18 protein-coding genes and 3 tRNA genes are annotated in these 24,137 nt (G+C 66.1%); 14 read left to right on the top strand and 7 right to left on the bottom strand.

The features are described from left to right. Positions 1-19: 19 nt before the first annotated feature. The gene (gene mfd / locus BLV92_RS09815) at positions 20-3,493 is read right to left on the bottom strand and encodes a transcription-repair coupling factor (protein WP_090544474.1); all 3,474 of its coding nucleotides are present in this window, start codon (positions 3,491-3,493) and stop codon (positions 20-22) included. A 162-nt stretch (positions 3,494-3,655) separates the two neighbouring features. On the opposite strand from mfd, the gene ispD reads away from it, so the two are divergent. The 3 genes from ispD (at position 3,656) to BLV92_RS09800 (ending at position 6,182) form a co-directional block, all read left to right on the top strand. Then, the gene (gene ispD / locus BLV92_RS09810) at positions 3,656-4,369 is read left to right on the top strand and encodes a 2-C-methyl-D-erythritol 4-phosphate cytidylyltransferase (RefSeq protein WP_090544472.1); all 714 of its coding nucleotides are present in this window, start codon (positions 3,656-3,658) and stop codon (positions 4,367-4,369) included. Between the two features lie 51 nt (positions 4,370-4,420). Continuing rightward, positions 4,421-4,900 (top strand): 2-C-methyl-D-erythritol 2,4-cyclodiphosphate synthase, encoded by a 480-nt coding sequence (gene ispF / locus BLV92_RS09805; RefSeq protein ID WP_090544470.1) that lies wholly within the window; start codon positions 4,421-4,423, stop codon positions 4,898-4,900. A 151-nt stretch (positions 4,901-5,051) separates the two neighbouring features. Then, the gene (locus tag BLV92_RS09800; protein ID WP_090544469.1) at positions 5,052-6,182 is read left to right on the top strand and encodes an acyltransferase family protein; all 1,131 of its coding nucleotides are present in this window, start codon (positions 5,052-5,054) and stop codon (positions 6,180-6,182) included. Between the two features lie 87 nt (positions 6,183-6,269). On the opposite strand, the gene BLV92_RS09795 is transcribed toward BLV92_RS09800, so the two are convergent. The 3 genes from BLV92_RS09795 to ompR form a co-directional block, all read right to left on the bottom strand. Beyond that, positions 6,270-6,818 carry a peroxiredoxin gene (locus BLV92_RS09795; protein WP_090544467.1) on the bottom strand — a complete coding sequence of 183 codons (549 nt, stop codon included), beginning with the start codon at positions 6,816-6,818 and terminating at the stop codon, positions 6,270-6,272. Between the two features lie 251 nt (positions 6,819-7,069). After that, the gene (locus BLV92_RS09790) at positions 7,070-8,422 is read right to left on the bottom strand and encodes an ATP-binding protein (protein WP_090544465.1); all 1,353 of its coding nucleotides are present in this window, start codon (positions 8,420-8,422) and stop codon (positions 7,070-7,072) included. Positions 8,423-8,474: 52 nt separating this feature from the next. Next, positions 8,475-9,209, bottom strand: a complete 735-nt coding sequence (ompR, locus tag BLV92_RS09785; protein ID WP_027814652.1) for an osmolarity response regulator transcription factor OmpR — start codon at positions 9,207-9,209, stop codon at positions 8,475-8,477. A gap of 251 nt (positions 9,210-9,460) precedes the next feature. Here ompR and BLV92_RS09780 point away from each other — a divergent pair, with 251 nt between their 5' ends. The 3 genes from BLV92_RS09780 (at position 9,461) to BLV92_RS09770 (ending at position 12,828) form a co-directional block, all read left to right on the top strand. Continuing rightward, entirely contained in the window at positions 9,461-9,775 is a 315-nt protein-coding gene (locus tag BLV92_RS09780; RefSeq protein ID WP_243842499.1) for a hypothetical protein, read from the top strand. 223 nt (positions 9,776-9,998) lie between these two features. Next, positions 9,999-11,507 (top strand): DUF1800 domain-containing protein, encoded by a 1,509-nt coding sequence (locus BLV92_RS09775; protein ID WP_090544461.1) that lies wholly within the window; start codon positions 9,999-10,001, stop codon positions 11,505-11,507. Positions 11,508-11,595: 88 nt separating this feature from the next. Then, a complete protein-coding gene (locus tag BLV92_RS09770; protein WP_090544459.1) occupies positions 11,596-12,828 on the top strand; it encodes a DUF1501 domain-containing protein in 1,233 nt (410 codons plus the stop codon). Between the two features lie 21 nt (positions 12,829-12,849). On the opposite strand, the gene BLV92_RS09765 is transcribed toward BLV92_RS09770, so the two are convergent. Then, the gene (locus BLV92_RS09765) at positions 12,850-13,683 is read right to left on the bottom strand and encodes a squalene/phytoene synthase family protein (protein WP_090544457.1); all 834 of its coding nucleotides are present in this window, start codon (positions 13,681-13,683) and stop codon (positions 12,850-12,852) included. Between the two features lie 413 nt (positions 13,684-14,096). Between BLV92_RS09765 and BLV92_RS09760 the strand changes: the two genes are divergently transcribed. Continuing rightward, positions 14,097-14,183 (top strand) — tRNA-Leu (locus tag BLV92_RS09760). A gap of 411 nt (positions 14,184-14,594) precedes the next feature. On the opposite strand, the gene BLV92_RS09755 is transcribed toward BLV92_RS09760, so the two are convergent. Together BLV92_RS09755 and BLV92_RS09750 are read right to left on the bottom strand one after the other, a co-directional pair. Beyond that, a complete protein-coding gene (locus tag BLV92_RS09755) occupies positions 14,595-15,050 on the bottom strand; it encodes a MarR family winged helix-turn-helix transcriptional regulator (RefSeq protein ID WP_090546967.1) in 456 nt (151 codons plus the stop codon). Positions 15,051-15,231: 181 nt separating this feature from the next. Next, positions 15,232-16,389, bottom strand: coding sequence for a glycerate kinase (locus tag BLV92_RS09750; RefSeq protein WP_090544455.1), 1,158 nt, complete (start codon positions 16,387-16,389; stop codon positions 15,232-15,234). 504 nt (positions 16,390-16,893) lie between these two features. On the opposite strand from BLV92_RS09750, the gene tig reads away from it, so the two are divergent. The 7 genes from tig to BLV92_RS09715 all read left to right on the top strand — a co-directional run bounded on the left by tig (position 16,894) and on the right by BLV92_RS09715 (position 24,032). After that, positions 16,894-18,240, top strand: coding sequence for a trigger factor (gene tig, locus BLV92_RS09745; RefSeq protein ID WP_090544453.1), 1,347 nt, complete (start codon positions 16,894-16,896; stop codon positions 18,238-18,240). Positions 18,241-18,395: 155 nt separating this feature from the next. After that, complete coding sequence (gene clpP / locus BLV92_RS09740; protein WP_090544451.1) at positions 18,396-19,049, top strand: ATP-dependent Clp endopeptidase proteolytic subunit ClpP; 654 nt, start codon at positions 18,396-18,398, stop codon at positions 19,047-19,049. Positions 19,050-19,248: 199 nt separating this feature from the next. Further along, a complete protein-coding gene (gene clpX, locus BLV92_RS09735) occupies positions 19,249-20,520 on the top strand; it encodes an ATP-dependent Clp protease ATP-binding subunit ClpX (RefSeq protein ID WP_090544450.1) in 1,272 nt (423 codons plus the stop codon). Positions 20,521-20,708: 188 nt separating this feature from the next. Continuing rightward, a complete protein-coding gene (gene lon, locus BLV92_RS09730) occupies positions 20,709-23,129 on the top strand; it encodes an endopeptidase La (protein WP_090544448.1) in 2,421 nt (806 codons plus the stop codon). A 299-nt stretch (positions 23,130-23,428) separates the two neighbouring features. Continuing rightward, a complete protein-coding gene (locus BLV92_RS09725) occupies positions 23,429-23,701 on the top strand; it encodes an HU family DNA-binding protein (protein ID WP_090544446.1) in 273 nt (90 codons plus the stop codon). 148 nt (positions 23,702-23,849) lie between these two features. Continuing rightward, positions 23,850-23,925: transfer RNA gene (locus BLV92_RS09720), tRNA-Val, on the top strand. Positions 23,926-23,955: 30 nt separating this feature from the next. After that, positions 23,956-24,032: transfer RNA gene (locus tag BLV92_RS09715), tRNA-Asp, on the top strand. Positions 24,033-24,137 lie beyond the last annotated feature (105 nt).

The raw sequence follows: 24,137 nt of genomic DNA, 5'->3' as shown, positions 1-24,137 counted from the left end.
TCCGCGTTTTCCCGCGCGCTCAGCGCGTGGCGCCCGCCGTCGCGCGGGCCGGCGCGCCGAGCGCGCGCAGCGTCTCCTTCACCGTCGCGACGCGTACCGCCAGGTCCGGGCTGCGTGTCTCGATGCGCAGTTTGTCCTGGCCCGCAAGCTTGATGTGCTTGTGCTTCTGGACCATCTCGATGATCCGCATCGCATCGATCGGCGGATTGGGAATGAACTGCAAGCCGATCACCGCTTCGCCCGCGTCGATCTTCGAGATGCCGAGCGGTTTCGCGGCGAGCCGCAGCCGGTGCGTTTCGATCAGCGCCTGCGCCTGCGGCGGCAGCTTGCCGAAGCGGTCGATCAGTTCTTCCTGGATCGCGTCGATCGAATCGTCGTGCTCGCAGTTCGCGAGCCGCTTGTACAGCGACAGCCGTTCCTGCACGTCGCCGCAGTAGTCGGCCGGCAGGATCGCCGGCGCATGCAGGTTGATTTCGGTCGTCGCCGCGAGCGGCGCGTTCAGGTCCGGCTCGCGGCCGTCCTTCAGCGCCTTCACCGCGTCGTTCAGCATGTCCGTGTACAACTGGAAGCCGATCTCCTGGATCTCGCCGGACTGCTTGTCGCCGAGCACTTCGCCGGTGCCGCGGATTTCGAGGTCGTGCATCGCGAGATAGAAGCCCGAGCCGAGTTCCTCCATCTGCTGGATCGCTTCGAGCCGCCGTTGCGCCTGCTTCGTGAGCCCCTGCGGATCGTGCACGAGCAGATACGCATACGCCTGGTGATGCGAGCGGCCGACGCGTCCGCGCAGTTGATGCAATTGCGCGAGGCCGAACTTGTCGGAGCGGTGGATCAGGATCGTGTTCGCGGTCGGCACGTCGATGCCGGTCTCGATGATCGTCGTACAGAGCAGCACGTTCGCGCGCTGCGCAACGAAGTCGCGCATCACCGTTTCGAGTTCGCGCTCGTGCATCTGGCCGTGCGCGACCGCGATGCGCGCCTCGGGCACCAGCGTCTCCAGCATCGCGCGGCGGTTCTCGATCGTCTCCACCTCGTTGTGCAGGAAGTACACCTGGCCGCCGCGCTTCAGTTCGCGCAGCATCGCCTCGCGGATCACGCCGTCCTCCTCGCGCCGCACGAACGTCTTGATCGCGAGGCGCTTCTGCGGCGCGGTCGCGATCACCGAGAAGTCGCGCAGTCCTTCGAGCGCCATGCCGAGCGTGCGCGGGATCGGCGTCGCGGTCAGCGTCAGCACGTCCACTTCCGCGCGCAGCGCCTTCAGCGCCTCCTTCTGGCGCACGCCGAAACGGTGCTCTTCGTCGATGATGACGAGCCCGAGCCGCTTGAACTGCACGTCCGACGACAGCAGCTTGTGCGTGCCGATCACGATGTCGACGCTGCCGTCGTTGATCTGCTGGATCGACGCGTTCACTTCCCTGGTCGACTTGAAGCGCGACAGTTCGGCGATCCGCACCGGCCAGTCCGCGAAGCGGTCGGTGAAGGTCTGCGTGTGCTGCTCCGCGAGCAGCGTGGTCGGCGACAGGATCGCGACCTGGCGGCCGCCCATCACCGCGATGAACGCCGCGCGCAGCGCGACTTCGGTCTTGCCGAAACCGACGTCGCCGCAGACCAGCCGGTCCATCGGCTTGCCGCTCGTCATGTCGCCGATCACGGCCGCGATCGCGGCGGCCTGGTCCGGCGTTTCCTCGAAGCCGAAACTCTCCGCGAACTTCACGTAGTCGCGCGGTTCCAGCTTGAACGCATGGCCTTCGCGCGCCGCGCGGCGCGCGTACAGGTTCAGCAGTTCGGCGGCGGTGTCGCGGATCTGCTGCGCGGCCTTGCGGCGCGCCTTTTCCCACTGGCCCGAGCCGAGCGCGTGCAGCGGCGCGCTCTCCGGGTCCGCGCCGCTGTAGCGCGAGATCACGTGCAATTGCGATACCGGCACGTAGAGCTTGCTGCCGTTCGCGTATTCGAGGTGCAGGAATTCGGTTTCGCCTTCACCGAGGTCCATCGTCACGAGGCCGTGATAGCGGCCGATGCCGTGCTGCGCATGGACGACCGGGTCGCCGACCTTCAGTTCGGACAGGTCGCGCACCATCGAATCGACGCTGCTCGCCTGTTCCTGGCGGCGGCGGCCGGCGCGGCGCGCGAGCGGGCCGTACAGTTCCGTCTCGGTGACGATCGCGAGTCCTTCGCCGGGCAGCGCGAAGCCGGTCGACAGCGGCGCGACGCCGAGCGTGAAGCGCTCGTCGCCGGTCAGCCAGTCCTCGTAGCTGTCGGCCGAAGCCGGGCGCAGCCGGTTTTCCGCGAACAGTTGCGCGATGGTCTCGCGGCGGCCCGCCGATTCGACCGCGAACAGCACGCGGTTCGGCGTCGTGTCGAGATACGCGCGCAGCGCCGCGAGCGGATCGTCCGCGTGGCGGTCGAGCGCGAGGCTCGGCAGCACGTTCGCCCAGCCGCCCGCGCCGGACGGCAGCACGAGCCGCGCGAACGGCTTCGCGAGCGTGAAGAAGTCGAGGTCGCTCAGGAACAGCCGCTGCGGGTCGAGGATCGGCCGTTCGCGGTCGTGCGACAGGAAGCTGTAGCGCTGCTTCGTGTCGTTGGTGAAGCGCCGGATCGACGCGTCGAGGTCGCCGCAGAACACCAGATGCGCGTCGGACGGCAGGTAGTGGAACAGCGTCGCGGTGTCGTCGAAGAACAGCGGCAGGTAGTATTCGATGCCCGCCGACGGTACGCCGTTGCCGATGTCCCGATAGATCGTCGCGCGGCTCGGGTCGCCTTCGAACACTTCGCGCCAGCGGCTGCGGAATGCGGTGCGCGACGCCTCGTCGAACGGAAACTCGCGGCCGGGCAGCAGCCGCACGTCCTTCACCGGATACAGGCTGCGCTGCGTGTCCGGGTCGAACGCGCGGATCGAATCGACCTGGTCGTCGAACAGGTCGATCCGGTACGGCAGCGGCGAGCCCATCGGATACAGGTCGATCAGCGAGCCGCGCACGCAGTATTCGCCGGGGCGCACCACCTGGCTCACGTGCTCGTAGCCGGCCAGCGTCAACTGCGCCTTCAGCTTCGCCTCGTCGAGCCGCTCGCCCTGCTTGAACGAAAACGTGTACGCGGCGAGGAACGACGCGGGCGGCATCCGGTACAGCGCGGTCGTCGCCGGCACGAGCAGCACGTCGCAGCGGCCTTCGCCGAGGTCGTGCAGCGTCGCGAGCCGTTCGGACACGAGGTCCTGATGCGGCGAGAACGAATCGTACGGCAGCGTCTCCCAGTCGGGCAGCAGGCGCACGCGCGCGTCCGGCGCGAAGAACGGGATCTCCTGCGCGAGCCGCTGGGCGTCCACCGCGCTCGCGCAGACGACCGCGAGGAGCGGCGCCTGCGGGCGCGACGCGGCGCGGTAACGGGCGATCAGCAGCGCATCGGACGAACCGTGCGTGCCGTCGAACGCGAAGCGCTGCCCCGGCTTGACGACGGCGACCGGAGACGGGGACTGCGATGAAGCGGCGATATCGGGCATAGGAAACCAGGCTGGCCGTGAAGCTCGAATCCGCAGGAACGGCACGGCCTCCGGCGCGCGGTCGGCACGAGGCGACACGCAGCGGCGGGGGCGTCCGGCATGCGGGCAAAGCACCTATTATAAAATCCGTCCTTTACTTTCACCTGGGCGCCTCGCATCACCGTGACTTCCCGCCTTTTTGCCCTGATCCCGTGCGCCGGCACCGGCAGCCGTTCGGGCTCGGCCATGCCGAAGCAATACCGGACCGTCGCCGGCCGCGACCTGCTGCATTACTCGCTCGCGGCGTTCGACGCGTGCAGCGAATTCGCGCAGACGCTCGTCGTGATCGCGCCGGACGACTCCCATTTCGACGCGCGCCGCTTCAGCGGCCTGCGCTTCGCGGTGCGCCGCTGCGGCGGGGCCTCGCGGCAGGCGTCGGTGTTCAACGGACTCAATGCGCTCGCGGAATTCGGCGCGCGCGACGACGACTGGGTGCTGGTGCACGACGCCGCGCGCCCCGGCATCACGCCGGCGCTGATCCGCGCGCTGATCGGCTCGGTGAAGGACGACGAGGTCGGCGGCATCGTCGCGCTGCCGGTCGCCGATACGCTGAAGCGGATCGCGCCGGGCGGCGGCGCGGCCCGCATCGCGCGCACCGAGTCGCGCGGCGGGCTCTGGCAGGCGCAGACGCCGCAGATGTTCCGCATCGGCATGCTGCGCGACGCGATCCTGCGCGCGCAGCAGGAAGGCCACGACCTGACCGACGAGGCGAGCGCGATCGAGTGGCTCGGCCATGCGCCGAAGCTCGTGCAGGGCAGCCTGCGCAACTTCAAGGTCACGTATCCGGAAGACTTCGATCTGGCGGAGGCGTTTCTCGGCCGGCCGCCCGCGGGCTGACCGCACCGCGCAACAGCATATTCTCACTACGTCACTACGGAACCCACAGGCATGGACATCAGAATCGGACAAGGCTACGACGTGCACGCGCTGGTGCCGGGACGCCCGCTCGTCATCGGCGGCGTGACGGTGCCTTACGACCGCGGCCTGCTAGGCCACTCGGATGCGGACGTGCTGCTGCACGCGATCACCGATGCGCTGTTCGGCGCGGCTGCGCTCGGCGACATCGGCCGGCATTTCCCGGACACCGACACGCGTTTCGCGGGCGCGAACAGCCGCGTGCTGCTGCGCGAATGCGCGGCGCGCGTCGCACAGGCGGGTTTCACGATCGGCAACGTCGACAGCACCGTGATCGCGCAGGCGCCGAAACTCGCGCCGCACATCGACGCGATGCGCGCGACGATCGCGGAGGACCTGAGCCTGCCGCTCGACCGCGTGAACGTGAAGGCGAAGACCAACGAGAAGCTCGGTTATCTCGGCCGCGGCGAGGGGATCGAGGCGCAGGCGGCGGTGCTGCTGATCCGCGCGTGACCCCGTAGGAACGCAGCGGCGCGCACGCCGCGTGCCCGCTGCCACGACGGCGCCAGGTGCGATGAGTGCCTGTCGTTTGAGCAATTGTGGCGATTAAATTTTCGGTTTTTTACGCCTCATACTGAACCGGTATCCGGAAGCAGGAGAGGTGATGACTGGCGCTGCAACGCATGTGAAAGGTCTCAACGGCCTCCGCGCACTGGCGGTCGTGCTCGTGTTCCTGTCGCACAAGGCCCACGTCGACGCGATCGATGCCGGCAAGCTCGGCGTGTGGCTGTTCTTCCTGATCAGCGGTTATCTGATCATCGGCGAACTGCATCGCAGCCGGGTGCGCATCGAGCAGCGCGGCGCGCGGCGCGATGCGGTCGTCTACGTGTTCTTCATGAAGCGCGCGCTGCGCATCTTTCCCGTTTATTACCTGCTGCTGATCGCGCTGACGATCGCGCACGCGTCGTTCTACCAGCGCGACGTGAACCTCGGCCTCGTCTGGCACTACGCGTTCCTGTCGAACCTGTGGATCGGCGTCGTGCACGACGGCTGGGCCGGCACCGTGTCCCACTTCTGGAGCCTCGCGGTCGAGCAGCAGTTTTATCTGGTCGCGCCGTTCGTGCTGGTGTTCACGCGCGCATCGCGGCACTTCGCGCTGTGCGTCGCGGTCGTCGTCGCGAGTGCGATCGCGCATCTCGCGCTGATGCGCGACGGCGCGAGCGAACCGCTCGTGTATGCGCTGTCGCCGTGGAACTTCGCGATGATCGCGCTCGGCGGCACGGCCGCGATGACCGGCGCGCCGGCGCGCGAGCCATCGCCGCTCGCGAGCGGCCTGGTGCTGCTCGGCGGGCTGGCCGGCATCGCGGCGTTCGCGGTGCTGCGCGCGGATTTCGTCGGGTCGCCGGTGTCGCCGGTCCCGGCCGTGCTCGACGTCGGGCTCGCGATGTCGCTGTATGCGGTGTTCCTGTGGATCGTCCATCGCCAGGACAGCGCGCTCGTCGCGGCGCTCGACATGCGGATGCTCGCGTATCTCGGCACGATCAGTTACGGCTTCTATCTGTTCCACAACCTGATTCCGTCGCGGCTCGGCGTCGATCCGGCGCTGTACGACCGGCTCGACGTTCCGCCGCTGGTGCAGGAAGCGTTGCCCGTCGCGATGCAGTTCGCGCTGGCGGTGCTGCTCGCGCATCTGTCGTGGCAACTGCTGGAGAAGCGGATGCTCGAATGGAAAAAGCCGGCCGAAGCGGCGATCCGCAGCCGGCTGCCGGCGAGCGCGGCGGCCGGGCCGACTTGACAAAAAAAGCGGCCGGACCTTTTCAGCCGGCGAGGAGACCCCCTGTCAGCCGGCGACCGACGAAGCGCCGGCCGCTCGCGCTGCCGGTCAAAGCGTCGAGCCGCCGACCGGGCGATTGCACGGACACGACTCGCCGGTCTGCAGGCCGTCGAGAATCCGCAGCACTTCCTCCGGATTGCGGCCGACGTTCAGGCTGTTTACCGACACGTGCTGGATCGTGTTGTCCGGATCGACGATGAACGTCGCGCGCAAGGCAACGCCGGCGTCCTTGTCGCGGATGCCGAGCTGGTCGATCAACTCGCCTTTCACGTCGCCGAAGGCGTAGTGGTTCAGCCGGTCCAGGTCCTTGTGCTCGCGACGCCAGGCGAGCTTCACGTATTCGTTGTCGACGCTGCCGCCCATCAGCACCGCGTCGCGGTCGTCGAACGCGCGTTGCAGCTTCGCGAACTCGACGATCTCGGTCGGGCACACGAACGTGAAGTCCTTCGGATAGAAGTAGATGACTTTCCACTTGCCCGGAAACGACTGTTCGGTGATCTCTTCGAACGCCGACTCGCCGTTTTCCTCGTAATGATTGAAGCCGGGCTTCGCGGTGGTGACGGTGAAAGTTTCGAGTTTGTCGCCGACGGTTTTCATGCGGAAACCTCCAGTGCGTTCGTTCGGGGAACCTGTTGCTCGTGCTGACTGCATGCGATAACGGTGTTGTTGCCGCGTCGCATTGCGTCGCGCGAAAAACGGCGCGGGTGCTGGCGATGCTTCGCGAATCCGTCGATTGTCGCCGCGATCCGCGTGGCGTGACGCGGCCGCCGTGTGTCAGACCGGAACGAACGAGCAAGCGCCGCTCCACGCGGCGCGGAAAGAAGGCGAACGAAGCAGGGCGCGCGGCGTCAGACGCCGCCCTTCGCGAGCGGAAACTCGATCGTCACTTCGAGACCCGGGCCGGGCGTGCGGTTGCGCAGCTTCAGCGCGCCGCGATAGCGGCTGACCAGCCGCTGCACGATCGCCATGCCGAGGCCGGTGCCGTTCGCCTGCGTGCGCGCGGTGTCGACCCGGTAGAACGGCCGGGTGACGAGCGCCAGTTGATCCTCGGGGATGCCCGGCCCCTCGTCGACGACCGACAGTTCGACGCGCGAGTGCGATACGCGCGTTTCCAGCATGATGTGCGGAATCCCGTCGTTCGCGCTGATGCCGTATTTGCGCGCGTTCTCGATCAGGTTGCCGACGACGCGGCGCATGTCGGTGTCGTCGGCCTCGATCATCGCGGACGGCGCGAGCCGCGTGACGAGCCGCATCCCGTCCTCGCCGGCCATCCGCGCGGCCATCTCGCTCGCGATCACCGACAGGTCGACGCGCTCCGCCAGCCGCTGCACCGGCCGCGCGTAGTCGAGGAAGCGGCCGATGATCATGTCCATCTGTTCGATGTCGTCGACCATGGCGTCCTTCGTCGCCTGGTCGGACGGGCTCATCTCCGTTTCGAGCCGCAGCCGCGCGAGCGGCGTGCGCAGGTCGTGCGAGATGCCGGCGAGCATCAGCGCGCGGTCCGCGTCCAGTTGCGCGAGGTCGCGCACCATCTGGTTGAAGCTGCGGTTCGTTTCGGCCGCGACGCCCATCCCGCGTTCCGGCAGCGGGTCGGGCGCGTGGCCGGAGCCGACCCGCCGCGCGGCGAGCGCGAGCCGCGCGAACGGGCGGTTCACGAGGCTCGTGATGAACGCCGCGCCGAACAGCGACAGCCCGAGCGCGAACAGGCCCCAGCCGGCCCATTGCAGGCCGGTCACGTTGTCCAACTGGTCGCGGTCGAGCGCGACCCAGTAGTCGTCGTCGTCGATCTTGAAGCTGATCCACACGCCGGGGATGTCGTTGACCGACTGCGCGATCACCGTGTCGTCGCCGAGGCGGCCGCGGATGTCGTGTTCGATCAGCCGGTTCAGCGACTCGTCCGGCTGCAGCTTGTATTTGTCCGACGCCTCGCGCGGATACACGCGCACGCCCTCGTTGCTTTCGAGATCCTGAAGCAGCGCGCGGCGCAGGTCGGGATCGGAATAGAGGAGCGCGGTGCGCGTGAGCTTCACGATCGCGACCAGTTGCAGCGCGACGCGCTGCGCCCGCGGCTCGCGCTCGATCACGCGGAAGCTCTGGAACCATGCGGCGAGACTGACCGCGATCAGCAGCGCGATCAGCAGGAAGGTTCGCCAGAACAGGCCGCCGAATGCGAGCGTCAGCAGACGCCGGTCGATCCGCATGAACCTTTCCTGTCAGAAAACCACAACGGAGAAATGCAGGGACGCGTGCGGATCACGCGGCGCCGTCGGGGATGAAGACGTAGCCGAGGCCCCAGACGGTCTGGATGAAGCGCGGGCTACCAGGATCGGGTTCGATCAGCTTGCGCAGGCGGGAAATCTGCACGTCGAGGCTGCGGTCGAACACTTCGTATTCGCGGCCGCGCGCCAGTTCCATCAGCTTTTCGCGCGACAGCGGCTGGCGCGGATGGCGCGCGAACACCTTCAGCACCGAGAACTCGCCGGTGGTCAGCGGGATCTCCTGGCCGGCCTTGGTCAGCGTGCGGGTGGCGAGATTCAGCGCGAATTCGCCGAACTCGAACACCTCGGTGGTTTCCGACGGCGCGCCCGGCAGTTCGGACGGCGCCTGGCGGCGCAGCACCGCGTGGATGCGCGCGACGAGTTCGCGCGGGTTGAACGGCTTCGGCAGATAGTCGTCCGCGCCCATTTCGAGACCGACGATGCGGTCCACGTCCTCGCCTTTCGCGGTGAGCATGATGATCGGCGTGCGGTCGTTGCTGCCGCGCAGGCGGCGGCAGATCGACAGACCGTCCTCGCCCGGCAGCATCAGGTCGAGCACCAGCAGGTCGAACCGTTCGCGGACCCACAGCTTGTTCATTGCGGGCGCGTTTTCGGCGACGTATACGTTGAAGCCTTGCTCGCCGAGATAACGCCTCAGCAGATCGCGCAGGCGGGGATCGTCGTCGACAACAAGAATTTTGGAGGGGTTCTTCGTTTCCATGCCCGGCATCTTAGCGCGATTGGAAGGGGTGCGAGTCCGCACCGGTTTTACGGGTTACAGTCAGTTACAAAATTTACCCGGCCTGTGCGACGACGTAAAGCACCCATCGTTAGACTCCTTTACGGAAGGCCGCCGTTCGGTAGATACTTCAACCGACTTAAACTTTCGCGCCCGCTTCGAACCGGGGCTGCACATGCATTCGAGGTAGCCGTTTGGCGCGTCACGAAGGGAACAAGATGAAGGGAGGAGCCGGACCGCGAATGCGCCGCGTGATGATCGGGTTGGCGGTAGCCAGCGCGATTGCGGCGATTCTTGAGCCGGTCGAAGCCCGCGCCCAGCCCTTCACTTCCCGCCTCGATCTGCCGCGGATGCCGTCGCGAAGCGGCGCAAGATCGATGTACCGCGTGCGCGGCAACGTGCCGCCCGACCCGCGCTCGGCGCCCGACCCCGCGTCGCGCAACGCCGTCCCCCCCGACCTCGACCAGCGCCGCCGTGACGGGCACATGACGCCCGACGAGCGGCGTCTGCTGCGCCAGCATATCGAGGACGCGGTCCGCGAACTCTACAAGCGTTAGGCGCCGCGCCAGCGCCGTCTGTCTGCCTCCACGCATTGTCCGCGTGAAAGATCCCGTAGCAGGTTCGACCCCGCTGTCTATTTTCGTCCGGCCGCGCGACGGCTACAGTCTTGGCTTGCGGCATCGGCGGATTCCGCTTCGGCTTCGATTTGCGCCGCCCGTTACGGGGGATAACATGAGACGGTTTTCGCGTGTCGCGCCGTGGCGCGCGGCCACGTCGCGTATGGCGATCGCCGTGCTGGCCGCGGCGCTGTTCGCGAGCATCGCGGTGGCTGCCACGCCGGCGCGAGGTTCGCATCGCAGCGGCCCGGCGCGCGTCGTGAGCGATGCACCGCCGCTCGACGCCGACGACGTGCGTTATCTGCTTATCCGCACCGGTTTTGCGCCCGACGCGCAGGAGCTTGCGCCCTACCTCGGCTTGACCCGCGAGCAGGCCGTGACGCGATTGCTCGACACGACCCGCACCGACGCGCTCACACCGTTGCCCGCATGGGCGTCGGAATCGCCGCCGGACCGGGCGGAGCGCAGCGCCTGGACGCCGGACCAGCGCCGCGAGGCGCAGCAGCAGAGGCGTCGCCGTTATGACGAACTGCGGGCGTGGTGGATTCGCGAGATGCTGGTGACGCCGTCGCCGTTGACCGAGCGGATGACGCTCTTCTGGCACAACCATTTCACGTCGGGCGAGGATAAGGTCGGCGATCCGCAACTGATGGCCGCGCAGAACGCGCTGCTCCGACGCGATGCGCTCGGCAGCTTCGCGACGCTGTTGCACGACGTCGCGAAAGACCCGGCGATGCTGCTTTATCTCGACGGCACGGGCAACCGCAAGGGCAAGCCGAACGAGAACTTCGCGCGCGAGTCGATGGAGCTGTTCACGCTCGGCGAGGGCCGCTACTCGCAGCAGGACGTGACCGAGGCGGCTCGCGCATGCACCGGCTGGAGCGTCGATCCGGATACGTGGCGCTTCGTGTCGAAACCCGGTCTGCATGACGATGGCGACAAGGTCGTCCTCGGTCAGCGCGGCGCGTTCGACTGCGATCAGATGCTCGACGTGCTGCTCGCGCAACCGCAGACGGCGCGTTTCATCGTGATGAAGCTGTGGGGCGAGTTCGTGTCCGGCGCGCCGGACGACGCGCAGATCGACGCGATCGCGACGCGCTTTCGCACGAGCGGCTACGACATTCGCGTCGCGCTGCGCGCGCTGCTGCTGTCGCCCACTTTCTGGGACGAGCGCAATCGCGGCGTGCTCGTCAGTTCGCCGGTCGAGTTCGTCGTCGGCACGCTGAGGCGCTTCGACGTCGTGTACGGCGGCACCGAACCGTTTGCGGGGACCGCCGCGCAACTCGGTGAACGGCTCTTCGCGCCGCCGGGCGTGAAGGGTTGGCCCGGCGGCGACACGTGGATCAACAGCGCGACGCTGCTCGCGCGCAAGCAGTTCGTCGAACGGCTGTTTCGCGCGACCGAGGCGGGTAGTCCGTCCGCCGCGCCGGGCATGCGGCGTGCCGCTGCCGCTGTGTCGGCCGGGGCGATGCCGCGCGGTCTGCGCTTCGATCTCGATGCGTGGCTTGCGCCGTATCGATTGACCGCGGATGCGCAGCCCGACCTGTCCGCACAATTGCAGATGCAACGGGCAGTATTGCCGCTTGAACCGGCCGATGCGATCGTGATCGGCGCGAGCGCCGGCGCGTATCTCGAAGCCCTGTTGATGGACCCGGTGTACCAGTTGAAATGACGCGGGAAACGACACAAAGCGAGGAGACGCGATGCGCGCGCAGCCAGCGGCTGCCCGTATGCCGTCGCATAACAACGCGAGGTGAAGCATGAAGCGACGCGAATTTCTGACGGCCGCGGCGGCGGCGGGCTCGTCATGGTGGTTGCCCGGCGCGGTCCGCGCGCAGCCGCCGCTTGCCGCGACGCCGGCCGCGAACGCGCCGCGCGCGGCCGGCTACGACAACCTGCTGATCCTCGTCGAACTGAAGGGCGGCAACGACGGGTTGAATACGGTCGTGCCTTTTTTCGATCCGCTGTACTACCGCTATCGTCCGAATCTCGCGGTGCGCCGCGAAGAGGCGATCGGACTCGACGAGCGCACCGCGCTGCATCCGGCGCTCGCGCCGCTGCTGCCGCTGTGGCGCGAGCAGCAACTGGCGATCGTCCAGGGCGTCAGTTATGCGCAGCCGAACCTGTCGCATTTCCGGTCGATCGAGATCTGGGATACCGCGTCGCGCGCCGATCAATATCTGCGCGATGGCTGGCTCACCCGCGCGTTCGCGCAGAACCCGGTGCCGGCCGGTTTCGCGGCCGACGGCGTCGTGCTCGGCAGCGCGGAGATGGGGCCGCTCGCGAACGGCGCGAAAGCGATCGCACTCGTGAATCCCGCGCAGTTCGCGCGCGCGGCGCGGCTCGTCACGCCGGTCGCGCTGCGCGAGCGCAATCCGGCGCTCGCGCACATCCTCGACGTCGAGCACGACATCGTGCGCGCGGCGGCGCGCCTGCGGCCGAGGCCCGGCCAATACGCGCTGAAGACGACGTTTCCGCCGGGCGCGTTCGGCGCGTCGATCAAGACCGCGATGGAGGTGCTCGCAACGGGCGACACCGCGCAAGGCGCGCCGATCGCGGGGCAGGGCGTCGCCGCGATCCGTCTCACGTTGAGCGGCTTCGATACGCACCAGAATCAGCCCGGCGGTCATGCGGCGTTGCTGAAGCAACTGGCGGCGGGAATGATCGCGATGCGCGACGCGCTCGTCGAACTCGGCCGCTGGGACCGCACGCTGATCGTCACGTACGCGGAATTCGGCCGGCGCGTGCGCGAGAACCAGAGTCTCGGCACCGATCACGGGACGGCGGCCGCGCACTTCGTCGCCGGGGGCCGCGTGCGCGGCGGCTTGTATGGCGATGCGCCGCAACTCGCGCGGCTCGACGGCAACGGCAATCTGCCCGTTGGCATCGATTTCAGGCAGATCTACGCGACCGTGCTCGGGCCGTGGTGGGGACTGGATTCGCAGGCGGTGCTGCAACAGCGCTTCGAGCCGCTGCCGCTGCTGCGCGTCTGACGCCGCGCGCCTGTCCGGCGTCTATGCGCGTCGCGCCGCGCGCCATGCGATCCACAGTTTGCGGATCGGCGTCAGCGCGATCTGTTGATGCAGCACCTGGAAACGCTCGCGCTCGACCTCGTCGAGCAGCGCAAGCGACAACGCAGCCTGTGCGCGCAACGTGCGTTGCGCCCGTCGCTCCGGGGCCGGGATCGCGGCGAGCGCCGCGGTTAGCGCCTCGCGTGCGCGATTCGTCTGGAACTGCATCAACTCGGTGAACGCGTCGCTGTAGCGGCGGTTGATCAGGTCGGCGGCGGTTACGTCGTAACGCTGCAATTCGTCGATCGGCACGTAGATGCGGCCGTGACGCGCATCGTTGCCGATCTCCTGCACGAGTTGCGCGAGCATCAGCGCGTTGCCGAGCGGCACCGACCAGCGCGCGGTGTCGTCCGGCCCGCGGGTGCTGACACGCGCGAGCAGCGCGGCGAACGCGCCGCCGACGCCGCCGATGTAGCGCTGCAGATTCGCGAAGTCGAGGTAACGCGCCTGGTCGAGGTCCATCTCGAAGCCGGCGAGCAGCGTCTGCAACGCCGGATATTCGGCGCGCGGGTCGGTTAGCCGCTGCGCGAGCGCACGAGTGACGGGATGCGACGGCGAGCCTTCCGCGAACGCGGCGAGTTCCTTTTGCCACCATGCGAGCTTGGTGCGGCCGACCGTTGGATCGTGCGTTTCTTTCGCGGTCTCTTCGAATTCGCGCCGCAACGCGAACAGCGCGGCGATCAACGGCTGACGGTCCGCGCTCGCCTGGCGCAGCGCGTAGTAGGTGCTCGATCCGGGCGGGGCTGCCTTTTGCAGGCAGTAGTCGTCGAAGTTCACGGCAGATTGGACGTGGGGTGCGCGGCGTCCGGACTGGCGCGCCGCGCCGAACGGGCGATTCTAGCATCGCATGGCGACCGGGCATGCAGACAAGCGCAGGGCAATCGGTTAGAATCTCGCGCTCACGCTTTCCGGGGCGCGGCGGTCGCCGTACCGGGCTTCGCACAGCAGAGCCCGAAGCCGCGAGTCGCCTGGCGCGTTATCGGTTATAGCGGTTATAGCGCGCGGGCCGTGCGGCTCGCAGGGAAGCGGCAAAGTCGGCAGACACGCGAGGCCACAAGCCTCGCGCGAGCGCCCGGCGGGCACGGAGGCGGTGCCGCGGCTCCGATGGCTCGGGGGCGGTGGCGACGTCTCGCGGTAGGCTGGCGGGCGCAAGTCCGCTGCGGTCGATCCCGCGAATCGAAGAGATGCCTGCGTGAGTGGCGAAATTGGTAGACGCACCAGGTTTAGGTCCTGACGCCCGCAAGGGTGTGCCGGTTCGAGTCCGGCCTCACGCACCACAAAAGAAAAAAGGCCGCGTACCGGAAGGTACGCGGCCTTTTTCGCTTTTGGGCTTGCTCCGGCCTCGCTGATAACAGGCCTGCGTTGCCGTTCGCCACACTCGATGAATGCCAGTCGACAGGAACGCAAGCCGTCCGAAATGATCGCGACTACAGGTCGTTCGAACATCGAAGCATCGCATCGACGCCGCTCGGGTTGATCGGGATTAATCGGGACTTCGAACCCTCGCAAACGTATGCGGAATCGAATTTCGCCTGCGTTTGCCGCTAAACCGGCATCGAATCGATGCGCTGTCCGCGATCGGCGGGCCTTCGTCCCGGATGGGATCGAAGCGGGCATCGGCGGACCCGATGCCCGTGCAGGGTTACGCCGCGTAAGTGGTACAAGCGGCGTAAGCGGCGCAGGCGGTGTCAGCGATCCTGCATTGAGATCGCATGCTCGATCAGCTTGTCGAGCGCCTGATGCAGCGTGTTGCGCTCGCGCTCGTCGAGGCACGCGAAGAAATCGACGTTCCACTTGCGAGCGATCGGCATCACGCGCCGGTACAGCGCACGGCCTTCCGGCGTCAGCGATACGAGCACGAGGCGGCCATCTTCCTCGCTCGCGTCGCGGCGCATCAAGCCACGGCGCATCAATGCGTCGGCGGCGCGGCTTGCCTGGCTCTTGTCGAGATTCGCGTGACGGGCAAGCTCCATCACCGAGAACGGTCCGAACGCGCCGACGGCCGCGATCAGACGCGCTTCGGGCAACGTGATGCCGAGCTTGGCCTGATAACGTTCGCCACTGCCTCGTTCGGACAGCTTGTTCAATATGTGCAGACGGTAGGTCAAGAATTGCTCCAGCCCGGCCCTTCTAGGTGCCTTCATGGTTTTCCTGGTTGCGTGTGGGTGCGCGCGGTCGATGCTGCGCGTGTTGCGATTGTTGCCGCATCCGCGCCGCTGGTCAACGCACGTCATGCGTTGTGCACTGCGATGTTTCGTTCTGCGCAGTGCACGCAGGCGAGTTTTTGGGCTGGTTTACCGTATCGTACGGTCGTGCGGTGAGCGGTCAGCGCGGACCGAATTTCAGGCGCGTCAGTTGCTCTGCTTCGTTGGCGAGCAGCACGGCCGCGTCGCGGATCGCGACGTCGAGCGTGATCGGGCCGGGAGCCGGCGAGAAGCAGCCGCTGAAGTGTTCCGCAAGCCTCGGCAGCGCGGCCGGATCGACCGCGCCGGATAGCAGCGTGGCCGGCACGCCGGCCGCTGTCGCATGGCGGCACGCAATGAACGGCGCCTTGCCGTGCAGCGTCTGCACGTCCGAGCGGCCCTCGCCGGTGATCAGCCAGTCGGCACCCCGAAGCGCTTCGTCGAGGCCGATCTGCCGCGCGACCACTTCGGCGCCCGGCTCGAAGCTCGCGCCCAGCATCCGCAGCGCGAAGCCGAGGCCGCCGGCCGCGCCCGCACCGGGCTGGTCGCGCTCGCGGCGCTGCAATGCCGCTTCGAGCAGGTCTGCGAAACGTGCGAGCGCCGCGTCGATGGCGGCGACCTGATCCGCGCTCACGCCTTTCTGCGGACCGAACACGGCGGTCGCGCCGTGCTCGCCGGTGAGCGGGTTGTCGACGTCGGACATCGCAACGAACGACGCCTGCGCGAGCCTCGCATCGAGTGCGGAGACATCGACCCGGGCGACGCGCGCGAGCGATTCGGGCGTCGGTTCGAGCGGTGCGTCCTGCGCGTCGTAAAGCTGCATCCCAAGGCCCGCGAGCAGACCCGCGCCGCCATCGTTGGTGCTGCTGCCGCCGAGCGCGACGTAGAAGCGCCGCACGCCGTCGTCCAGCAGCGCGCGGATCGCTTCGCCCATGCCGCGCGTGCTGCGCGCGGTCACCGGCACGGCCATCCCCACGGAGTCTGTGATGCCGACGATCTCGGCGGTCTCGATGATCGCGCTGCCGTCGTCGAGCAGGCCGGTCGCCGCGTCGAGCGTCGGGCCGGCCGCGCCGCGCACCGTCAGCGAGCGGCGTCGGCCGCCGCCGGACAGCATCGCGTCGAGCGTGCCTTCGCCGCCGTCGGCCATCGGGCAGATGCGGATCTGCGCGTCGGCGCGCGCGCGGCGGATGCCGGCGGCGATCGCATCGGCCACCTGCTCGGCGTTCAGCGAGCCTTTGAACGAATCCGGGGCGATCACGACGACGGGCGCGGCGGAAGAGGCGGGCGACGGGTTGGGCATGGTGTCTCGGTACGGGAAGTTGTTGTTCGCGCGGGTCGCCCGCGCGGGCGGGAAGCGTGTGCGCCCGCTAGCTTATCAGCAAGGTGTACGGCGCTGGATGCGCGCTTTCCGATCGCCGGTATCGCCTGCGACGGGGGTGCATGAGGCACGCGCATGGCAATTCCGCTTGGCGGCGGAAATAGTTTGCTAAAATACTTGGCTCTTTTGACGGAACCGCGCCGCAGGCGGTCGATCGGGAGGGTCCCGGAATAACCGGAATAACCGGACGACCCCGAACGATTGGAACGACAGGATCGACGGGATCGACGATGTGGGCAGCACCTGCTGCATCGGACGCTCCGGACGGTCGGCGGCAGGACGGACGCAGGCGCTGGCGCAGCCCGGGCTCGCACGAGAATTGAAGTGCGGCGCCATGGCGCGCACGCGAGACGGACTGCTCCAACGAACTGCGGCACAGCAAAGACACTACTGATTCGCTCGAATAATTTTAGGACGATTGAAGCCATGGCTAACGTTGTTGAAAACCTCGGCAAGCTCGAACGCCGCGTGACGATTTCCCTGCCGAAGGACGCCGTGCAGAAAGAAGTGGAGTCGCGCATTCGCCAGCTCGCGAAGAACGTGCGCATGCCGGGTTTCCGCCCGGGCAAGGTGCCGCTGAAGATGGTCACGCAGCAGTACTCGGGCCAAGTGGAAGCCGAAGTGCTGAGCGACAAGGTCGGCAAGGAATTCTTCGACATCAGCCGCGCGGAAAACCTGCGCGTCGCGGGCCAGCCGAGCTTCAGCCCGAAGGCGGAAGCGGCCGAAGGTGCATACGCGTTCGACGCGACGTTCGAGGTGTATCCGGAAGTGAAGCTCGGCGACGTTGCGGACGCCGAAATCGAGCGCACCACCACGACGATCACCGAAGCCGAGATCGACCGCACGCTGGACATCCTGCGCAAGCAGCGCGTGCATTTCCATGCGCGCGGCGAGGGCGGCGACCACGGTGACGGCGGCGCGGACACCGCGGCGCAGAACGGCGACCGCGTGACGCTCGACTTCGTCGGCAAGATCGACGACGTCGCGTTCCCGGGCGGCAGCGCGGAAGACTTCGCGTTCGTGCTCGGCGAAGGGCGCATGCTGCCCGAGTTCGAACAGGCTGCGCTGGGTCTGAAGGCCGGCGAATCACGCGAATTCGACCTGAAGTTCCCGGACGATTATCACGGCAAGGACGTCGCCGGCAAGACCGCGAAGTTCACGATCACGCTGAAGACGATCGAGTGGCCGCACCTGCCGGAAATCGACGCTGAATTCGCGAAGTCGCTCGGCATCGCCGACGGCGACCTGACGAAGATGCGCGCCGAGATCAAGGACAACCTCGAACGCGAAGCGAAGCGCCGCACCCAGGCGATCGTGAAGAACCAGGTGATGGACGCGCTGCTGAAGATCTCCGAACTCGACGTGCCGAACGCGCTGATCGAACAGGACCAGGAACGCCTCGTCGAAATGGCGCGCCAGGACCTCGCGCAACGCGGCGTGCCGAACGCGAAGGATGCGCCGATTCCGGCCGAGATGTTCCGCGAGCAGGCCGAGCGCCGCGTGAAGCTGGGCCTCGTGCTGGCCGAGCTGGTGAAGGCGAACGAACTGCAGGCGAAGCCCGAGCAGATCCGCGCGGAAGTGGACGAATTCGCGAAAAGCTACGAGGACCCGAAGGAAGTCGTCCGCTGGTATTATTCGAACCAGCAGCGCCTTGCGGAAATGGAAGCGTACGTCGTCGAATCGAACGTCGTCGATTTCGTGCTCGGCAAGGCCAAGGTGACGGACAAGCAGGTGAGCTTCGAGGAACTGGCAAGCGCAACGGCGCAGGCTTAAGGCGCCGCCGGAACGGCGTGCCGGCTGTCGGAGCGACGGCCTGCACGCCGTTTTTACGTCTGCGGATTCGACCCTGCGGGCTGCATGGTTGAATCGGCGGGGCGCGTCGCCATACCGGTTAACCAGAAGAATTTTTCCAGACAAGGATTCATCGCATGACCATTCGCGCCCAATCGCTGGATACGCTGACGTCTCACGCTTCGCGGGATCTGGAGCCGCAGGCGCTCGGGCTCGTGCCGATCGTCGTCGAGACGAGCGGCCGCGGCGAACGCTCGTACGATATCTACTCGCGTCTGCTCAAGGAGCGCGTGGTGTTCCTGGTCGGCGAAGTGAACGACCAGACCGCGAACCTGGTGGTCGCGCAGTTGCTGTTCCTCGAAAGCGAAAACCCGGACAAGGACATCAGCCTGTACATCAACAGTCCGGGCGGGTCGGTGTCGGCCGGCATGGCGATCTACGACACGATGCAGTTCATCAAGCCGGATGTTTCGACCCTTTGCATGGGCCTCGCGGCGAGCATGGGCGCGTTCCTGCTCGCGTCGGGCGCGAAGGGCAAGCGTTTTGCGCTGCCGAATTCGCGCGTGATGATCCACCAGCCGCTCGGCGGCGCGCGCGGCCAGGCGTCGGACATCGAGATCCAGGCGCGCGAGATCCTGTACCTGAAGGAGCGCCTGAACCAGCTGCTCGCGAACCATACGGGCCAGCCGGTCGAGCGCATCGCGCGCGACACGGACCGCGACAACTTCATGTCCGGCGACGACGCGCAGGCTTACGGGCTGATCGACCAGGTCCTGCACAAGCGTCCGTGATCGGACACGGTTTTTTATCCGTATTTTCACCGGATACAGCGGTTGAAGTCCCGGCGCGAGCCTTGTGAAATAATCCCGATAAGCGCTTCGCGGCCTGCGGCCCACACGCCGTCACAGCAAGCGGTTCGCGCATCCCCGCCCGGTGTGGCGGGGGAAAGCGGCGTATCATGTAACAGAGTGTCCGGAGGCTCATCTATCCATGGCGGACAAGAAAGGTTCTAACAGCGAAAAGCTGTTGTATTGCTCGTTCTGCGGCAAAAGCCAGCATGAAGTGAAGAAGCTGATTGCGGGGCCGTCGGTGTTCATCTGCGACGAGTGCATCGACCTGTGCAACGAGATCATTCGCGACGAGGCGGCCGGCGCGGGCGTCGACGCGGCGTTGTCGCGTTCCGACCTGCCGAGCCCGCAGGAAATCCGTGACATCCTCGATCAGTACGTGATCGGCCAGGAACGCGCGAAGAAGATTCTCGCGGTCGCGGTGTACAACCACTACAAGCGCCTGAAGCATCTCGACAAGAAGGACGACGTCGAACTGTCGAAGAGCAACATCCTGCTGATCGGGCCGACCGGCTCGGGCAAGACGCTGCTCGCGCAGACGCTCGCGCGCCTGCTGAACGTGCCGTTCGTGATCGCGGACGCGACGACGTTGACCGAAGCCGGCTACGTCGGCGAGGACGTCGAGAACATCATCCAGAAGCTGCTGCAGAACTGCAATTACGAAGTCGACAAGGCGCAGCGCGGGATCGTCTACATCGACGAAATCGACAAGATCAGCCGCAAGTCCGACAACCCGTCGATCACGCGCGACGTGTCCGGCGAAGGTGTCCAGCAGGCGCTGCTGAAACTGATCGAAGGCACGATGGCGTCGGTGCCGCCGCAAGGCGGCCGCAAGCATCCGAACCAGGATTTCATCCAGGTCGATACGACGAATATCCTGTTCGTTTGCGGCGGCGCTTTCGATGGACTCGAAAAGGTCATCACCGATCGCACCGAGAAAACCGGCATTGGTTTCGGCGCGAGCGTGAAGAGCAAGCAGGAGCGCGACGCGGGCGAAGTGCTGCGCGAAGTGGAACCGGAAGACCTGATCAAGTTCGGCCTGATTCCCGAACTGATCGGCCGTCTGCCGGTGGTCGCGACGCTCGGCAAGCTCGACGAAACGGCGCTGATGAAGATTCTCGTCGAACCGAAGAATGCGCTCGTGAAGCAGTATCACAAGCTGTTCGCGATGGAACGGGTCGAACTGGAGATCCGTCCGGCCGCGCTGCAGGCCGTCGCGCGCAAGGCGATCCGCCGCAAGACCGGCGCCCGCGGGCTGCGCTCGATTCTGGAACAGGCATTGCTCGACGTGATGTACGAACTGCCGACGATGAAAGGCGTCAGCAAGGTAATCATCGACGACAACGTGATCGACGGCGATGGCAAGCCTCTGCTGATTTACGAGGACGCGCCAAAAGTCGCCGGGTCGAACTGACCGTGATCGGCTAAAGAGTTCCGGGAAAAAGCCGTTCATGTAATTGATGAACGGCTTTTTCGTTTATCTTGTGGTCGATGGCGTACTTTTTTTGGTGTCACTGAACTTTTCCCACACGCTGGAGGCTTGCAATCGTTGTCGCAGGCCTCACCTACCGAACGAATTGATTCCACTCATGGGGAAATGAAATGTCAGGAACCCAACTCCTCCCGCCGGAACGCACCACGCTCCCGCTGCTCCCGCTGCGTGACGTCGTAGTTTTCCCGCATATGGTGATTCCGCTCTTCGTGGGCCGGCCGAAGTCGATCAAGGCGCTCGAAGTGGCGATGGAGGGCGGCAAGCACATCATGCTCGTCGCGCAGAAAACCGCCGCCAAGGACGAGCCGACCGAAAAAGACATGTACGAAGTGGGATGTATCGCGAACATCCTGCAGATGCTGAAGCTGCCTGACGGCACCGTGAAGGTGCTGGTCGAGGGGCTGCAGCGCGCGAAGACGCTTTCGATCGAAGAACAGGAAACCCAGTTCTCGTGCGAAGTGCTGCCGCTCGAACCCGACCACGCGGACAGCGCCGAAACCGAAGCGCTGCGTCGCGCGATCGTGTCGCAGTTCGACCAGTACGTGAAGCTGAACAAGAAGATCCCGCCGGAGATCCTGACGTCGCTGTCGGGTATCGACGAAGCCGGGCGTCTCGCCGATACGATCGCCGCGCATCTGCCGCTGAAGCTCGACCAGAAGCAGCACATCCTGGAGATGTTCCCGGTTATCGAGCGCCTCGAACATCTGCTCGCGCAGCTCGAAGCGGAGATCGACATCCTTCAGGTCGAGAAGCGCATCCGCGGACGCGTGAAGCGTCAGATGGAGAAGAGCCAGCGCGAGTACTACCTGAACGAGCAGGTCAAGGCGATCCAGAAGGAACTGGGCGAAGGCGAAGAAGGCGCGGATCTCGAAGAGCTTGAGAAGCGCATCACCGCCGCGCGCATGCCGAAGGAAGCGAAGAAGAAGGCCGACGCGGAGCTGAAGAAGCTGAAGCTGATGTCGCCGATGTCGGCGGAAGCGACGGTCGTGCGCAACTACATCGACACGCTGATCGGGCTGCCGTGGCGCAAGAAGAGCAAGGTCAACAACGACCTCTCGAACGCCGAACGCGTGCTCGACGAAGACCACTACGGTCTTGAGAAGGTGAAGGAACGCATCCTCGAATATCTTGCGGTGCAACAGCGCGTGGACAAGGTGAAGGCGCCGATCCTGTGCCTCGTCGGGCCTCCCGGCGTCGGCAAGACGTCGCTGGGTCAGTCGATCGCCCGCGCCACGAACCGCAAGTTCGTGCGCATGGCGCTCGGCGGCGTGCGTGACGAGGCCGAGATTCGCGGCCACCGGCGCACGTATATCGGGTCGATGCCCGGCAAGATCCTGCAGAGCCTGACGAAAGTCGGCGTGCGCAATCCGCTCTTCCTGCTCGACGAAGTCGACAAGATGGGCATGGATTTCCGCGGCGATCCGTCGTCGGCGCTGCTCGAAGTGCTGGACCCGGAACAGAACCACACGTTCGCGGACCACTACATCGAAGTGGACTTCGACCTGTCGGACGTGATGTTCGTCGCGACGTCGAACTCGCTGAACATCCCGCCGCCGCTGCTCGACCGGATGGAAGTGATCCGTCTGTCGGGTTACACGGAAGACGAGAAGGTCAGCATCGCGCTGCGTTACCTGCTGCCGAAGCAGAAGAAGAACAACGGCCTGAAGGCCGGCGAGATCGAGGTCACGGAGCAGGCGATCCGCGACATCATTCGCTACTACACGCGTGAAGCGGGCGTGCGCTCGCTGGAACGCGAAGTGTCGAAGATCTGCCGCAAGGTCGTGAAGATGCTTCTGCTGAAGAAGGCGGATGGTGCGGTGACGGTCGACGGCAGCAACCTCGACACGTTCCTCGGCGTGCGCAAGTACGACTTCGGCCTGGCCGCGAAGGAAAACCAGATCGGTCAGGTCACGGGCCTCGCGTGGACGGAAGTCGGCGGCGACCTGTTGACGATCGAAGCGGCGGTGATGCCCGGCAAGGGCAACGTGATCCGCACGGGTTCGCTCGGCGACGTGATGAAGGAGTCGGTCGAAGCCGCGCGCTCGGTGGTGCGTTCGCGTTCGCGTCGTCTCGGCATCAAGGACGAAGCGTTCGACAAGCAGGACATCCACATCCACGTGCCGGAAGGCGCGACGCCGAAGGACGGTCCGTCCGCCGGCATCGCGATGACGACGGCGCTGGTGTCCGTGCTGACCGGCATCCCGGTGCGCGCCGACGTCGCGATGACGGGTGAAATCACGCTGCGCGGCGAAGTGCTGCCGATCGGCGGGCTGAAGGAGAAACTGCTCGCGGCGCATCGCGGCGGCATCAAGCTCGTGCTGATCCCGGAAGAGAACGTGAAGGACCTGACGGAAATTCCGGACAACGTGAAGAACGCGATCGAAATCGTGCCGGTCCGCTGGATCGACAAGGTGCTCGAACTGGCGCTCGAACGGGTGCCGCAGGCGCTGCCGGAAGAAGAGGCGAAGGCCGAAGCGCCGGTTGCCGAATCGGCGAAGGACGCGGCTACCGGCGAAGTCGTCAAGCACTGATGATCGTTGTCGACCGCGCTCCGGCGCGGCACGCATGACCCGAAAACCCGCGGCTTTAACGCCGCGGGTTTTTTTATTGGCCTCGCAACGGTTACGGATCATTACACGGCGACGGTCCGCCTCAGGCTCGCCGCCGATCCGGTAAATCGCTCGAAAACGGCGCTATATCAGGCTCTGCCCCGCTTGACACGTGTCTTTCGGCCTCGTTTAATGAGCGGGCCCGACGTAGCGTCGGACCCGTCTTTTCCCGGCGCACTGCGCCATCACGATTGCCCAAACACACATTCTCGGGGGCTGGAATGAATAAAACGGAATTGATCGACCATATTGCGCAGCAAGCGGACATCTCGAAAGCCGCAGCGGGGCGCGCACTCGACGCCGTGATCGGCGGCGTCAAGGGAACGCTGAAGAAGGGCGGCACGGTCACGCTGGTCGGCTTCGGCACCTTCGCCGTCGGCAAGCGCACCGCACGCACCGGCCGCAACCCGCGCACCGGCGCGGCGATCAAGATCAAGGCTGCAAAGGTCCCGAAATTCAGGCCTGGTAAAGCGCTGAAGGATGCGCTAAACTAGCGGGCTCGCTGCTTGAGGGGCTTGCAACCATACGGATGCATGGCCTGGCGATCAGGCAGCGCGGCGATGGCCGTTGAGTGACTCAGGCCCATCGTGTTCACGACGTGAACGAGCAAAGAACGATGCAAGCGACACGAACCGTCGAGCTGGGTGCTTAGCTCAGTTGGTAGAGCGGCGCCCTTACAAGGCGTAGGTCGGGAGTTCGAGCCTCTCAGCACCCACCACAGCTTTGCGGTTCATATGCAGCGCAATACGGAGCGGTAGTTCAGTTGGTCAGAATACCGGCCTGTCACGCCGGGGGTCGCGGGTTCGAGCCCCGTCCGCTCCGCCAGCCGTTCACGACGAAGCGCCGCAGCACTGCGGCAAAAGAAAGCAAAGGCGAACCAGTGGTTCGCCTTTTTTATTGCCCGCTGTTGTAATATCGGGCGTTCTGTTT

Origin of the sequence: Paraburkholderia caballeronis, assembly GCF_900104845.1 — a bacterium.
Lineage (GTDB): Bacteria > Pseudomonadota > Gammaproteobacteria > Burkholderiales > Burkholderiaceae > Paraburkholderia > Paraburkholderia caballeronis.
Note: the sequence above shows the minus strand (reverse complement) of the source record. Positions and strands in the feature narration are given on the sequence as shown.